General features: G+C 66.4%; 14 protein-coding genes. 6 read left to right on the top strand and 8 right to left on the bottom strand.

Annotated features, from left to right (window positions below):
* Window positions 1–245: 245 nt before the first annotated feature.
* The 8 genes from AC1MLZ_RS10735 to AC1MLZ_RS10770 all read right to left on the bottom strand — a co-directional run bounded on the left by AC1MLZ_RS10735 (window position 246) and on the right by AC1MLZ_RS10770 (window position 7,417).
* Window positions 246–785 carry a DUF1003 domain-containing protein gene (locus AC1MLZ_RS10735; protein WP_480958441.1) on the bottom strand — a complete coding sequence of 180 codons (540 nt, stop codon included), beginning with the start codon at window positions 783–785 and terminating at the stop codon, window positions 246–248.
* A gap of 164 nt (window positions 786–949) precedes the next feature.
* Window positions 950–2,638, bottom strand: coding sequence for a hypothetical protein (locus AC1MLZ_RS10740; protein ID WP_480958442.1), 1,689 nt, complete (start codon window positions 2,636–2,638; stop codon window positions 950–952).
* A 3-nt stretch (window positions 2,639–2,641) separates the two neighbouring features.
* Window positions 2,642–3,214: an NUDIX domain-containing protein gene (locus tag AC1MLZ_RS10745; protein ID WP_480958443.1), complete on the bottom strand. Its 573-nt coding sequence runs from the start codon at window positions 3,212–3,214 to the stop codon at window positions 2,642–2,644.
* 7 nt (window positions 3,215–3,221) lie between these two features.
* The gene (locus AC1MLZ_RS10750) at window positions 3,222–4,211 is read right to left on the bottom strand and encodes a Gfo/Idh/MocA family protein (RefSeq protein WP_480958444.1); all 990 of its coding nucleotides are present in this window, start codon (window positions 4,209–4,211) and stop codon (window positions 3,222–3,224) included.
* Window positions 4,208–5,170, bottom strand: a complete 963-nt coding sequence (locus AC1MLZ_RS10755) for an MDR/zinc-dependent alcohol dehydrogenase-like family protein (RefSeq protein WP_480958445.1) — start codon at window positions 5,168–5,170, stop codon at window positions 4,208–4,210. Before AC1MLZ_RS10755 ends, AC1MLZ_RS10750 begins: the two co-directional genes overlap by 4 nt.
* A complete protein-coding gene (locus AC1MLZ_RS10760; protein ID WP_480958446.1) occupies window positions 5,167–6,084 on the bottom strand; it encodes a glycosyl hydrolase in 918 nt (305 codons plus the stop codon). The genes AC1MLZ_RS10755 and AC1MLZ_RS10760 overlap by 4 nt, the downstream gene beginning before the upstream one ends.
* Entirely contained in the window at window positions 6,081–6,875 is a 795-nt protein-coding gene (locus tag AC1MLZ_RS10765; protein WP_480958447.1) for a TIGR04290 family methyltransferase, read from the bottom strand. Before AC1MLZ_RS10765 ends, AC1MLZ_RS10760 begins: the two co-directional genes overlap by 4 nt.
* Window positions 6,875–7,417, bottom strand: coding sequence for a histidine phosphatase family protein (locus AC1MLZ_RS10770; protein WP_480958448.1), 543 nt, complete (start codon window positions 7,415–7,417; stop codon window positions 6,875–6,877). Before AC1MLZ_RS10770 ends, AC1MLZ_RS10765 begins: the two co-directional genes overlap by 1 nt.
* A gap of 344 nt (window positions 7,418–7,761) precedes the next feature.
* Here AC1MLZ_RS10770 and AC1MLZ_RS10775 point away from each other — a divergent pair, with 344 nt between their 5' ends.
* From AC1MLZ_RS10775 to AC1MLZ_RS10800, 6 genes are read left to right on the top strand one after another with little or no spacing between them, the layout of a single operon-like run.
* Window positions 7,762–8,877, top strand: a complete 1,116-nt coding sequence (locus AC1MLZ_RS10775; RefSeq protein ID WP_480958449.1) for an NAD-dependent epimerase/dehydratase family protein — start codon at window positions 7,762–7,764, stop codon at window positions 8,875–8,877.
* The gene (locus AC1MLZ_RS10780; protein WP_480958450.1) at window positions 8,874–9,974 is read left to right on the top strand and encodes an NAD-dependent epimerase/dehydratase family protein; all 1,101 of its coding nucleotides are present in this window, start codon (window positions 8,874–8,876) and stop codon (window positions 9,972–9,974) included. The genes AC1MLZ_RS10775 and AC1MLZ_RS10780 overlap by 4 nt, the downstream gene beginning before the upstream one ends.
* Window positions 9,975–9,988: 14 nt before the next feature.
* Window positions 9,989–11,074 (top strand): glycosyltransferase family 4 protein, encoded by a 1,086-nt coding sequence (locus AC1MLZ_RS10785; RefSeq protein ID WP_480958451.1) that lies wholly within the window; start codon window positions 9,989–9,991, stop codon window positions 11,072–11,074.
* Entirely contained in the window at window positions 11,071–12,180 is a 1,110-nt protein-coding gene (locus tag AC1MLZ_RS10790; protein WP_480958452.1) for a CgeB family protein, read from the top strand. Before AC1MLZ_RS10785 ends, AC1MLZ_RS10790 begins: the two co-directional genes overlap by 4 nt.
* Window positions 12,177–13,265, top strand: coding sequence for a CgeB family protein (locus AC1MLZ_RS10795; RefSeq protein WP_480958453.1), 1,089 nt, complete (start codon window positions 12,177–12,179; stop codon window positions 13,263–13,265). The genes AC1MLZ_RS10790 and AC1MLZ_RS10795 overlap by 4 nt, the downstream gene beginning before the upstream one ends.
* A complete protein-coding gene (locus AC1MLZ_RS10800; RefSeq protein WP_480958454.1) occupies window positions 13,262–14,338 on the top strand; it encodes a CgeB family protein in 1,077 nt (358 codons plus the stop codon). Before AC1MLZ_RS10795 ends, AC1MLZ_RS10800 begins: the two co-directional genes overlap by 4 nt.
* The last annotated feature ends 1 nt before the right edge of the window (window position 14,339 follow it).

Genomic DNA, 14,339 nt, shown 5'->3' on the forward strand with positions numbered 1-14,339 from the left:
ATGATGTTGCTCAGATGTTCTCGTCGCTATGGCGAGCTGGCGACATGGTCAATGTATCTGACGACAAGCGACGTGCTTTTACGGCATGGTTGCGCACGGGCAGGCTGCCCGCCTGCGAATAGAGCAAATGGGCTCGAGTTTAAGTTCAATCCATATGATGACCCGCGCAACGGTCGCTTCACCTTCGCGCCTGGCGGACCATCTGCACAAGTCGCAGCGTCACATTGACCGCAGCGTAACAGGCTTCATGAGTTTTGATCCGTCGAAGCAAGCTCATTCAGGATCGTTTCTGGAGAGACATCCTGTTTGATCTCGTCCAGTTCCTCACGGTCTACGGCATCGATCCCCATCTTACGAGCGATAGCATCGACGAGTGATACCAAGCGGGTGAGTTCGTGCTCGGTCAGCAGGTTGATCTGAAGGTCGAGATCGGACTGCTTGGCGGCGGCACCCGTCATCCTGTTCTGGCTGATGAGCACGAAGGTCGAAAGAAAGATCGCTTCGACACTGGCCTCCATGGCCAGCATCACGAAGCTCGGATCGAACGGGCGCACGCCCGGTAGCGCGCCCAGATTAACGGCGATCCAGACACCATAGGCAAGCGCATGAATGGCGACGAAGGTCATGCTGCCCGCGAACTTCGTGATCGCGTCGGAAATTCGCTCCGGCAATCGGGCTTGGCTTTTCTCCCGGGCTCGCCGCTCCTGCATCCGCTGAATATTGCTGTCGAGCACGGATGCCAGCCCCGGCGGTGCGGGCGCTGGATGTGTGAGCCTGCTGTTCATGAGACGGGTTTAGATCATGTGGCGTCAGGCGCCATAGATCTAGAACAATGTGGGTGGGCGATCCGACGAAATACCTTGGTGCCCGCTTTGTCGTCCGCCGCCTATTATGACGCAGCCGCTATCTACTGGTGCGAGCGTTCCGACGTCTACCCGTCCCTGCCCTTTTACAGCAGCGCATGGACTCGTTCAGTATAGAAGCGCCGCTGGCGGTCGGCGCTGCCGGGCTCCGCTGCAAAGTCCCACCAGCCGATTTGGAACCCGAGGTAGCACAATGTCAGCAGTGCGGTCAGATCCGCCATGTCATCGCTTTCGCCCAATACCGCGCGCACCAACAGGTCGCATTGCTCTTTGGAGGCGGCGAATTCCACGACCGCGCCGGCCACGTCCCACGCGATGTCCTGACACCCGACCAGATCGTGCGCCTGCGCGTGATCTACCGCGTCGGTCTTGAGCACGCCCGAGGAACGGCTAGCGATCCATTCCCAACGGTGCATCCGTCCGTCGACTTGTACCGGCCGAACGCAGGGCTGAAGCGCCGCGACGCGGTCGGCGGGCCATGCATCGAACAGGATTTCGGCGGCCCCACCCATTGCCTGCCCAACATTATAGCGCGCCGCCGCGAGCAATTCCGCCAGCGAGGCTCCTACGGCCAGGGCGGGGAAAGCCTTAGCCCGAAACTTCAGGTAAGGCGCGACGACAGGCCAAATTTCGGTCGTGCTGGCGACGCGGTCTGCCTGCATCCAACGGGTCGCGAGGAACCCGTGCCGCAACGCCACAGGCTCGGGCGAGAAGCCAGCGTCATACAAGCGCTGCGCGTGCGCGAACTTACTTTCCACCGCCGCATCCAGACCGATGAACTTCAGCAGATAGGTGCCGCTTGCCGTCGTCAGCAGATATTTTCGTGCCTCGCGGGCGGGATCGGCGGAGGCCTCGGCATAAGGGCCGACGCTGCGCCAACGTCCGCCCGAGAGATCGCGGAGGGGTGCGATGGCCCTGCCCGTCACGTCCTCGAACCATGTCGGCAGGCTGCGCGCGGCGTCATCGATGAACACCTCTTCGAACCCGACACTAAGACGTATTGCCGTCCGCCACCGCTCCCGATGCTCGAGCTGCGCGTTTGCGCCGAGATCCCCGGCGTGGCTCGGCAGGAAGACGATGCGATCGCGCGCGACGCCCAAGCCTTCCAGATAATCCGCCACGCCGCCAAGTGAACTTCCGGATTGCCCCGGCCCTTCGTCCACCAAGGCGAACACGCCGTGGCGGCGCGCGTGGATAACGGCTTTGAGCGCAGCGCCAACCGCCACGGTGCGCGCATAGACGTCGCCGATCGGGCGCACTGTACAGACGAACTCTGCGTCACACGCTGCCGCTACCAGAGCGGCCAGACCGGTGCCGATGCTGCGCAGGCCGATGACCGTCGCTCCCTTCGGTATCGCGCGGGCGGCGACGAGATATTGCTCGGGATATAGCGTGTAGAAGGCGTAGCCTTCGCAGCGTCGGATGGTCAGCGTTTCGGGGATGTTGTCCGCCGCGAGCGCGTCTAGCGCGGACAGATCGGGTGCGTCCTGGCGGGCGAAGTTGCTGGACCAGGAGCGGTCTATCGCGCGGGCCACGGATTGCAGGGCGGTCATCAGGGTCGATTGTGCGACCGAGGGCGCGTCGTGGCCTGCCTCAGTGAACTCGGCGTCGGCGATGCCTTGGGCCAGACCGGATGCCGCGATGAACAGGGCGACGCATGCCTGATGCCACACTATGCCGCGGGGTTCGGCGTCGAGCGCGGCGGCTAGGCGGAGGACCTCGGACAGGACCGCTCGCGTGGGGCTCGTCGTCTCCTGATCGCCGTAGACCAGCATGATTCAGCCGAGAACGGGCGTGAAGAGTTCGGGTGCGCGCAATTCGAGCGCTTGCACCAGGAGTAGCGTCTTTGCGTCGTGCAAAGTGCCTGCCAGCCGCATGGCGCGCAGATCGGCCAGGGCGATTTCGTGGACGGTGATGGTCTCATGCTCGCCTTCGGCGCCGCCGCCGTTTTCGATGCGGTCTTCGGCGGTGTAGGGTGCGAGGTAGAGCGTCAGCCGTTCGGTCGATAGCGCGGGCATCGGCCAGATCTGCGCGACGAAGGCGAGCGGGCCGAGTTGCACCCCACCCTCCTCCATTGCCTCGCGGCGGGCGCTCTCCTCGGGGTCGTTGGCGATGTTGCCGGCGATTGCTTCCAGCAATGGGGATTCGCCGGCGTGGATCACCGGGGCGCGGGGCATCGATACCAGCATCGCGACACGGCGTGCGGGATCGTAGGGCAGCACTGCGACTGCCGGGCCGTGATCCTCCAGGTGCCGTTCGACTTCTGCGCCGCCGGGCATCCGTACGCGGAGGCGCCAGAACTTGTACCAGCCGTCATAGACGAGCGTGCGGGCGATGATCGTCGCGGTCATTCAGGGCTCAGGGTGCGGCGTAGATGCGATCGAGCACTTGCGCGACGGTGACGAGATCGTGTGCGGACGGATCGAAACGGGGGTCGGTGCGGAGACGGGTCGCCCATGCGGCGGCGGCGCGACCTCCCCAGTCCTCGGGGGGCGTGGCGAGCACGTTGCGCTGGGTGCCGACGAAATGCTCGGCCTGGAAATCGTAGAACGAGCCGTCGACGTTGCGCAGCGCTGCGCCGCCGTTCGTGCCGTAGAATGCGGCCTCGATCTGTGCGTCCTGGCCGGCGTGGAGCCGCCACGAACAGGTCAGGCGGGCGACCGCGCCGTTTGCGAGCGTGAAGCTGGCGGCGGCGTAATCCTCGACCTTGTCCAGCGTCACCAGTGGTTTTCCCTCAGCGAACAGGGTTGCGTTGACGGTGTTCGATACTTGCGGGAAGCCCAGCACCCATAGAGCTAGGTCGACGAGGTGGACGCCCAAGTCCATGACGCAGCCGCCGCCCGATAGCGCGCGGTCGTAGAACCAGGGTTTGTCCGGGCCGTAGGCGTTGTGGAAGGTGAGATCGACGGCGTAGATCTCGCCCAGCGTGCCGGCGCGTACGAGTTCGGCGATGCGGGTCATGCCGGCGGTGTAGCGGTAGGAGAAATCTACCGACAGCAATCGGTCGGCGGTCTCGGCTGCGGCGACTACGCGGGCGGCCTCGGTTGCGTCGCGTCCGAGTGGTTTCTGGCAGAATACTGCCGTGCCGGCCTTGAGCGCCTGTACCGACTGATCGGCGTGGAGGGCGCTTGGCGAGGCGATGACGACGCCGTCGAGGCCGAGCGCCAGCATTGCTTCGAGCGAGCCGACCACGGCCGCGTCGGGTGCGAGTGCTTGGGCAGCGGCTACCATTTCGGGCGAGGGATCGCTGATGGCAGCGGCTTCGACGTCGCCGGTTGCGAGCATTGCTTCCATGCGGTGCCGGCCGATCCAGCCGACGCCGAGGAATCCTATGCGTGGACGGCTCATGGGTAGGTGACCAGTGCCTTGAGGAAGCCTTCGGGCTTGTCGCGGGTGGCGTCGAGCGCGTCGGCGAGGCGGTCGAGCGGGTAGCGATGCGTGTAGAGGGGGGCGGTGTCGAGGCGACCGCTGGCGACCGCGTCGACCGCTTCGCGCAGGCCGCGGAGGCAGACCGCCGGATCGCGTTCGTGGGCGTTGATGACGTCGATACCTTTCCAGTTCCACGTCTGCATGTTGACCTGGCGCGGGCCGTCCTGGTGGTAGCCGGCGACGATCAGTTTGCCGCCTTCGCGGACGAGTTCGGTCGCGAGGTCTAGCGGCCATTGCTTGCCGACCGCTTCGATCACGCGGTCGCACATCACGCCGTTCGTCAGCGCTTTGACGTCCTCGATGATGCGCCAGTGATCGTCCATCACGATCGTCTCGGCCGCGCCGTACGAGCGTGCGAGGTCTAGCGAGAAGGTGCGTCTGGAGATCGCGATCACGCGGGCGCCGGCGTCGGTTGCGAGGCGGGTTAGGATGGCGCCGAGAAAGCCGACGCCGACGATCGCGACGGTCTGGCCGGGGTGAATATCGCTACGGCGGAAGATGTTCATCGCGCAGCCGAGCGGTTCGCCGGGGAAGGGCTTGCCGGCGAGTTCGGGGGGGAGTTTGACCACCGAATCCGCCTTGGCGATGTCGTATTCGGCGAAACTGCGGAACGATAGCGCCGCGATGCGGTCGCCGATTGCGAGGTCGGTTACGTTGGTGCCGACCTCATCGACCACGCCCCAACCTTCATGGCCGAGGCCGCCCGGATCGCCGGGGTAGGTCATCCACTCCTGCCCTGCCCAGGGTTCGAGGTTCGACGCACACACGCCGCAACCTTCGAGCCGGATGCGAACCTCGTCCGCACCGGGTTCGGGAAGTGCGACCGTGTCGATCCGGATTTCGCCGGGGCCTGCCAATACCGCCGCCTGCATGCTCATGCGGTCACCGCCGTCCGCATCGGCTGGGCGGGAGCATAGCGTTCGATCATCCAGGCGCAGAAGTCAGCGAACGCCTGAGGGTCGCGCGGGGGGCTGGTGTGGTGTGGGGCGACGCCGAGATGCTCGGGGGTGAAGCAGAGCGTGACGGTGACGTCGAAATCGGCGAGCGCCTCCATCTGTCGATCGAACCAGTCGAGCGCATTCGGCCGGAAGCTGTCCGCCCACGACAAGCCGGTACGCAGCTTACGCGTGCCCAGCCGCTTCATCCAGGCGACCGCATCGTCGAGCCGGGGGTCCTCGAAATGGAACCACTGCATCAGGCCCATTTCGCTGGCGACCTTGGCGTAGTCGTCGAGCGCGGGCTTGGGGGTGCCGTCTTCGCGGATGAGCCCCATGTAGAAATGGCGGTAATAGCTCGACCCTTCGGCTTCGCGGTGGCGGGTTTCGGCGCCCCAGCTCATCGGGAGGTCGTAGAGCGAATACCAGAAGATGCGGGGGACGCGGCCGATGAGGAGTTCGGCGGTGCGCTTGAGCCCGAAGACCTGGACTTCCTCGGCGCCGAACGATCCGACGCCGACTTCGGTGACCCAGACGGGCTTGTGCGTGACCGCCTCGATCTCGGCGATCTTGTTGGGCCAGTCGTGGATCGGCCAGAGATTCCAGTCGATCGGGAAGCCGTGGACCGCGACCACGTCGACCGCGTCGAGCGCGCCGTGACGTTCGAGCTTTCGCAGCCATTCGGCGTCGATCGGCGACATGCCGCCGAGCACGCGCGTCAGCTGCGGGTTGATCGCCTGGATCGCGGCCCCTGCGCGGATCACGGTGTCGGCGTAGATCGACCAGTCGGGATCGTGTTCGGGGTCCCAATGCGATTTGTTGTTGGGCTCGTTCCAGAGCATCGCCGCTTCGATCACTTCAATGGCTCCTTGGCCGGGTAGACTGCCGCCGGGCCGTATTCGGCATAGGGGACGGGCGCGACGCGGCAGAGATAGACCTCCTCCTCCGGGTGCGCTTCGATGGTGAAGCCGGCGGCGCGCAGCATCGCCTCGCTGCCGGCGCGGTTGGGCGCCCACCAATTGGTCCAGTCGTGCGCGTATTCACGCTCGATGAACTGCATGCGCGGGTAGCCGGGATCGTCGAAGATCGGCGTTACGGCGTGCGTGCCCTCCATATGGAAGGGGTGATCCTCCGGTACGTCGATCACCGCGTTCGATCCGCGCTGCATCGTCTGGAACAGCAGCTGGTCCTTGGCGACGTGCTCGCGGATCAGGTCGAGCGCGAGCAGCGGGTGCCGCAGGTGATAGAGCACGCCCATGAAGATCACGAGATCGAAGCGTTCGCCGAGTGCCGCGACATCGTAGACCGAGAGCTTGGCGAACTCGATCCCCTCGAACCCCAGCGCCCGGCTGACGAGCCGCGCCTGCGCCAGATAGCGGTCGTCGGTGTCGATGCCGAGCACGCGCGACGCACCACGGCGCTTCATCTCGACCGAATAGAAACCGGCGTTGCAGCCGATGTCGAGCACGGTCTTGCCGGTCATGTCGGCGGGCAGCGCATCGGCGAAGCGCGCGAACTTATGGCGTGGATAATCGCCGAGGAAATGATCGGGCGCCGTCGTCAACCCGTTGCCAAGATCGATGTTCTGGAACCACGGCGCCAACGCCGCGACCTCCTGGGCAAGATCGCCCTCCCCGTTAGCCGTCATCAGCATGTTCCCTCGTTCAAAGTCATGATCCGCCCGCCCCAGTCGCCCAGCACGATCCGCGTCACCGACGCCGGATCGACATCGAAGCGCAGCAGATGATCCAGCGGCAGGCCCAGAACCCAGGCGACCGCGGCGCGGATCATGTCGCAATGCGAGACCATCGCGACGGTCTCGCCGTCCCGGGCCCTTGCGACTGCCTGAAGATGCTCGACGATCCGTGCCTGTGCCGCGACCATGCTCTCCCCGCCGGGTGCGGATGCGCTGCCCCGTGCGCGGTTCCACGCGTCCCAGCGCGGATCCCCTGCGAGATCGCTGAAAGGCCGCCCGGTCCAATCGCCGAAATCCACCTCGTTGAGTGCGTCGACAGGCTCGACGGCGAGTCCGGCGGCAGCGGCTACGGCATGGGCCGTCTCCATCGTACGCTCGAGCGGACTGGCCTGAACCCGGTCGAGCCCCTGCCCAGCAATCCGCTCCCCAAGTCGCGCCGCCTGCCGCGCACCCTCGGCACTCAGGGCGAGCCCGGCCGTGCGCCCAGACAGCATCGCACCCAGTTGGCCATGCGGCGCGTGTCGAACGAGCAATAGCGTAACGGCCAAGGATCAAGGGCTCCAGATGCAAGGACGGCAATTCGAGAGCCGATCATAGGTAACTAGATGCTATACTCGCAAGCAGCATCTAAGTTCCTCCTCCCAACCTTGTTAATCCAGGTTAAGCCGCCGGAGTTGCTTGATTCGATCCGACAAAGCCACTTTCAATTGGCAGGAACAAAGAAGAAGAACCTTCGTTGTCCAATCAATTAGCAGCTAACCTTGGGGGGAACTTGCCGGATGACGACTAGCAGCGCGATTCGAACGCCGAAGTCAATAACACAGATTAAGGTGACTGCATGACAGAGACTATTTTGGTCACCGGCGGCGCTGGTTTCATCGGCCGCTTCGTCGCCGAAGAGTTGCTCGCGCGCGGCAACCGGGTCAGGGTCCTCGACAGCTTGATCGACCAGGTTCACGGCGTCGTCGACGGGTCGCAATTGCTGAATCCGGAAGCGGAACTCATCCGAGGCGACGTGCGCGACAAGGATGCGGTCGCCTCCGCATTGAAAGGCGTCGACAGCGTCATCCATCTCGCGGCCGAAGTCGGCGTCGGCCAGTCGATGTACGAGGTCGAACGCTATACCTCGACCAACGACGTCGGAACCGCGGTGCTGTTCGAGAAGCTGATCGATCATCCGGTCCGCCGCGTCGTCACCGCATCATCGATGTCGATCTATGGTGAAGGCCTGTACCGCGACGTCGACGGCGGGCTGGTCCAGGATGCCGAGCGGCACGGCCTGAAGGACGGCCTGAGCAACTGGGAACCGGTCGATTCCGAGGGACGCCCGCTCGTGCCCGTGGCGACGCCCGAGTGGAAGCGCCCTGCCCTCTCTTCGATCTACGCGCTCAACAAATATGTGCAGGAGCGCACCACGCACATCATGGCCGCACCCTACGGCATGGAGGGCGTGTGCCTGCGCCTGTTCAACGTCTATGGACCGGGCCAGGCGCTCTCGAACCCCTATACGGGCGTGCTGGCGATCTTCGCGTCGCGCCTGCTCAACGGCCAGCAGCCGATGATCTTCGAGGATGGCGAGCAGCGTCGCGACTTCGTCCATGTCACCGACGTCGCGCGTGCCTTTGCCGATGCGCTGACGCTGCCACAGGCGGCGGGGGGCACATTCAACATCGGATCGGGGCAGGATCGATCGGTGCGGGAGATCGCGACCGAACTCGCCCGCGCGATGGGCAAGAACGACATCACGCCGCAGATCGTCGGCAAGGCGCGGATCGGGGATATCCGTCACTGCTTCTGCGACACGACGCTGGCCGCCGAGCGCATCGATTTCCGCGCGACGCAGGATTTCGGGCAGGGGCTCGCCGAACTGGCGGAATGGGTCGCGTTGCAGACCGCGACCGACCGGGTCGACCAGATGCGTGCCGAACTCGAAGCCAAGGGTCTCGTGGCATGACCAACGAGCCGCAGGCCGACGACCGCCCGATCCTGATCACCGGTGGCGCCGGCTTCATCGGCTCCAACCTTGCCGACCGGCTCGCGCGTGAAGGGCACCGCGTTCGTGTCTACGATGCGCTCGCGCGGGCCGGCGTCGACACCAACCTGACATGGCTGAAGGACCGCCACGGCGACCGGATCGAGGCGATCATCGCCGACATTCGCGACGAGCCCGTGCTGGCCGATGCGGCGAGCGACGCGAAGGCGGTCTTCCACCTCGCCGCGCAGGTCGCGGTGACGACCAGCATGGTCAGCCCGCGCGACGATTTCGAGGTCAATATCCTCGGCACGCTCAACCTTCTGGAGACGCTGCGCCGCCGCGGCGACGGCACGCCGCTGATCTTCGCGTCGACCAACAAGGTCTATGGCGATCTCGGCGACCTGTCGTTCGACCTGGAGGGCGAGGCCTATGTGCCGTCCGATGCGGAGGTCCGCGCGCACGGCATCGGCGAGACCCGCCCCCTAGATTTCCACACGCCCTATGGCTGTTCCAAGGGTGCGGCGGACCAGTATGTGCTCGATTACGCGCGCAGCTTCGGCGTGCCGACGGCCGTGCTGCGGATGAGCTGCATCTATGGGCAGCGCCAGATGGGCACCGAGGATCAGGGCTGGGTGGCGCATTTCCTGATCCGCGCGCTCGAAGGCAAGCCGATCACGTTGTACGGCGACGGTCATCAGGTGCGCGATATCCTGGACGTGTCGAACGCGGTCGATGCCTATGTTCGGGCGTGGGAGCGGATCGGCGACGTGCAGGGTCGCGCGTTCAATCTCGGCGGCGGGCCGGCGAATGCGATCAGCCTGCGCCAGTTGCTCGCGCATATCGGCGATCTCACCGGGCGCGAGGTGGATGTCACCTATTCGAACTGGCGCGCCGGCGATCAGCGCTATTTCGTGGCGGATACTCGGCTTGCGCAAGATGCGCTGGGACTGGATGCGAAGGTCGACTGGCGCGACGGCGTGACGACGCTAGCCCGCTGGCTGGCGAGCGAGCGGCGGCTGAACCTGCCGATCGATCCGGGTTCGCGTATGGCGACGGCATCGGCGACGGGGTCGTGACGGTGCGGCTCCTGATGACCGCTGACGCGATCGGCGGCGTGTGGCAATATGCGATCGATCTGGCCACTGCCCTCGAACCGTTGGGCGTCGATACGGTGCTTGCCGTACTGGGTCCGCAGGCCTCGCCGGCACAGCGGCTGGAGGCACTCGGCGTTCCGCGGCTGAAGTTGGTCGAGACCGGCCTGCCGCTCGATTGGCTATGCGATGGTCCCGCGCCCGTCCTGGATGCGGGCGAGGCGATCGCCCGGCTGGCACGCAGCGAGGACGTAGATATCGTCCAACTCAACATGCCTTCGCTCGGCGCGCGCGCAGTGTTCGACGTGCCGGTCGTGGCGGTGACCCATGGCTGCGTCGGCACCTGGTGGGAAGCGGCCAGGGGCACGCGCCCGGATGCTGCCTATGCATGGCAGGACGAGCTGGTCCGCGCCGGGCTGATCGCCGCGGACGCGGTGGTCGCGCCGAGCGCCAGCTATGCCGCGGTGGTCGCGCGCTATCATCAACTCGCCGTCCCGCCACTCGCGGTCCACAACGGCCGCACGCCGCTGGCGCTGCCCGACGTCGCACCGGGGGATCACGTCTTCACGGCAGGACGGTTGTGGGACCAGGTCAAGAATACCGCGCTGCTCGATCGCACGGCCGCGCGGCTGTCGGTGCCGTTCCGCGCCGCGGGCTGCGAGAAAGGTCCTCATGGCGAGCATATGCCGGTGTCGCACCTGACCCTGCTCGGCCAGCTGAACGCGGCGGGCATGGCGCGCGAGTTCGCCGGCCGGCCGATCTTCGTGTCCGCCGCACGCTTCGAACCGTTCGGACTTGCCGTGCTCGAAGCGGCATCGGCGGGGTGCCCGCTGATCCTGTCGAGCATCGACACGTTCGGCGAGCTCTGGTCGGGCGCCGCGCTGATCGTCGACCGCGACGATGATGCCGCTTATGCCGACGCGATCGAACGATTGCGCGGCGACGCTGGCTTGCACAAACATCTCGGCGAGGCGGCACGCAATCGCGCGCGGCGCTACACGCCGACGGCGATGGCGTTCGCGATGGCCGCGATCTATGCCGGCCTGATCGCGCGCACCGGCACCGGACGGCAGGTGGCGGCATGAAGATCGTCTATTTCACGCACTCGCTGCAATCCTGCTGGAACCACGGCAACGCGCATTTCCTGCGTGGCGTGCTGCGCGAGTTGATCGCACGCGGCCACGACGTCACCGCGTGCGAACCGGCGGGCAACTGGAGCCTCGCCAATTTGCTCGCCGATGCGGGCGACGCCGGACTGGAGCCGTACCGCGCGGCGTATCCCGACCTGTCCCAGACCATCTTCGATCCCGCGGAGCCGGTCGATGCGCTCGTGGACGGCGCCGATCTGGTGATCGTGCACGAATGGAACGATCCCGCGATCGTCGCCGCGATCGGCACGCTGCGCGCAGGCGGTGCCCGCTTCCGCCTGCTGTTCCACGACACCCATCACCGCGCGGTCAGCGATCCCGACGCGATCAGGGCGTTCGACCTGTCGGGCTATGACGGCGTGCTCGCGTTCGGCGAGACCTTGTCGGAGGTGTATCGCCGCTGGGGCTGGGGCGACCGCGTGTGGACCTGGCACGAGGCCGCCGACACCCGCCTGTTCCATCCGCCGACCGAAGAACAGCCTCGCGAAGGGCTGGTCTGGGTCGGGAACTGGGGTGACGGCGAACGCACCGCCGAGATCGAGGAGTTCCTGCTCGCCCCGGCGGCGACCGCGAACCTGCCGCTCGACATCTACGGCGTCCGCTATCCGGAGGCCGCGCGGACACTGCTGGCGCGCTACGGTGCGCGCTATCATGGCTGGGCGCCCAATGCGGGTGCGCCTGCGCTGTTCGCGCGGCATCTCGCGACGGTCCACGTGCCCCGGAATTACTACGCGACGATCCTGCCGGGCATTCCGACGATCCGGGTGTTCGAGGCGCTCGCCTGCGGGATTCCGCTGGTGTCCGCGCCCTGGGCGGACAGCGAGCATCTGTTCCGCCCAGGCCAGGATTATCTGGTCGCGCGCGACGGCGCCGAAATGACGCGGACGTTGCGCGCGCTCCGTGACGACCCAGCGCTCCGCGCCGAACTGGTCGCGTCGGGGCTCGAGACGATCCGCGCCCGCCATACCTGTGCACACCGCGTCGACGAGCTGCTCGCGGTCGTCGCCGCTCTCGATGCCTATCCGCAAAGGACCGCAGCATGAAGATCGCCTTTTACGGATCCAGCCTGGTGTCGTCCTACTGGAACGGCGCCGCCACCTATTACCGCGGTATCCTGCGCGACCTCGCGAGCCGTGGCTACGACATCACCTTCTACGAGCCCGACGCGTTCGACCGGCAGCAGCACCGCGACATCGATCCGCCGCCCTATGCCCGGTCGGTGGTGTATCCCGCGACCGAGGCGGCGATGCGCGGCGTGCTCGCCGAAGCGGCCGGCGCCGACATCGTCGTCAAGGCGAACGGCGTCGGCGTGTTCGACGCGGAACTGCTCGACGGCATCGTCGCACGCGCCGCCCCCCACGCGCTGAAGATCTTCTGGGACGTCGACGCCGCCGCCACGCTGGACGAAATGCGCGCCGATCCCGGCCACCCGGTACTTCGCGCCCTGCCCGATCTCGACATGGTCCTGACCTATGGCGGCGGTGCGCCGGTGATCGACGCGTATGAAGGTTTCGGCGCGGCGACCTGCGTGCCGATCTACAACGCGCTCGATCCGACCACGCATTTCCCGGTCGCGCCCGATCCGCGTTTCGATGCCGACCTCGCCTTCCTCGGCAACCGCCTGCCCGACCGCGAGGCTCGGGTCGAAGAGTTCTTCCTGCGACCCGCCGCAGCCCTGCCCGAGCGGTCGTTCCTGATCGGCGGCAATGGCTGGGAGAGCAAGGCGATGCCAGGCAACGTCCGGCACCGCGGGCATGTCTATACGAGCGAGCACAACGCCTTCAACTGCACCCCCAAGGCGGTGCTGAACGTCGCGCGCGATTCGATGGCGCATGTCGGCTTCTCGCCCGCGACGCGCGTGTTCGAGGCAGCGGGTGCCGCCGCCTGCCTGATCACGGACGCGTGGGAAGGGATCGAACTGTTCCTGACTCCCGACGAGGAAGTGCTGGTCGCGCGCGACGGGCAGGACGTGGCCGAGCACATGGCTGCGCTGACCCCCGAGCGGGCGCGCGACATCGGACAGGCGGCCCTGCGCCGCGTACTGGCCGAACATACCTATGCGTTGCGCGGTGCGCAGGTCGATGCGTTGTTCCGCGACCATGCCGCACGCCAGCGAGAGGCGGCATGAAGCTCGTCGTCCTCGGGCTCAGCCTGTCCTCGTCCTGGGGCAACGGTCACGCGACCACCTTCCGCGCGTTGCTGGAGGCGTTCGTCGCGCGCGGCCACGACGTGCTGTTCCTCGAACGCGACGTGCCCTGGTATGCCAACCAGCGCGACCTGGTCGACCCTGACTGGTGCCGGCTCGAATTCTACAGCGACCTTGCCGATCTCGCGCGGTTCGATGCCGCGATCGCCGATGCCGATGCGGTGATCGTCGGCTCCTACGTTCCCGAGGGCGTCGCTGTCGGCGAGCGCGTCCAGCGGCTCGCGCACGGTGTCACCGCCTTCTACGACATCGACACGCCGGTGACGCTCGCGAAGCTCGGGCGCGGTGATTTCGAATATATCGCGCCGGATTCGATCCCCGGCTACGAAGTCTATCTGTCCTTCACCGGCGGGCCGACGCTCGCCTTCCTGGAGGATCATTACGGCTCGCCCGCAGCGCGTCCGCTCTATTGCTCGGTCGATCCCGCACTCTACCACCCGACCGGCGCGGCCAAACGCTGGGACCTTTCGTATCTCGGCACCTACAGCCCCGATCGCCAGCCGACGCTCGAACGGCTGTTGCTGGAGCCCGCGCGCGCGCTGCCGGATCGCCGGTTCGTCGTTGCCGGGCCGCAATATCCCGACGACATCGCGTGGCCGGCCAATGTCGAGCGGATCGCACATCTGCCGCCCGCCGATCATGCCGCCTTCTACTCCGCCTCGCGCGCGACGCTGAACGTCACGCGCGAAGACATGATCGCCGCCGGCTGGGCACCGTCGGTTCGGCTTTTCGAAGCGGCCGCCTGCGCAACGCCGATCGTCTCCGACATCTGGAAAGGCCTCGACCAGATCTTCGCCCCCGATAGCGAGATCCTGCTCGCGGCCACGTCTGCAGACGTCGTCGCGGCGCTGGAGCGCGAAGACCTCGCCGCGATCGGCACCGGCGGGCAGCGCCGGGTGCTCGCCGAACACACCGCCGCACACCGCGCGGCCGAACTGGAACGCCATCTGCTCGACGCCGTCGCCGTTGCGGCGCCCGTCGCGGCGGTGGGTTGAA

This window comes from Sphingomonas sp. PEI4 (assembly GCF_056679955.1).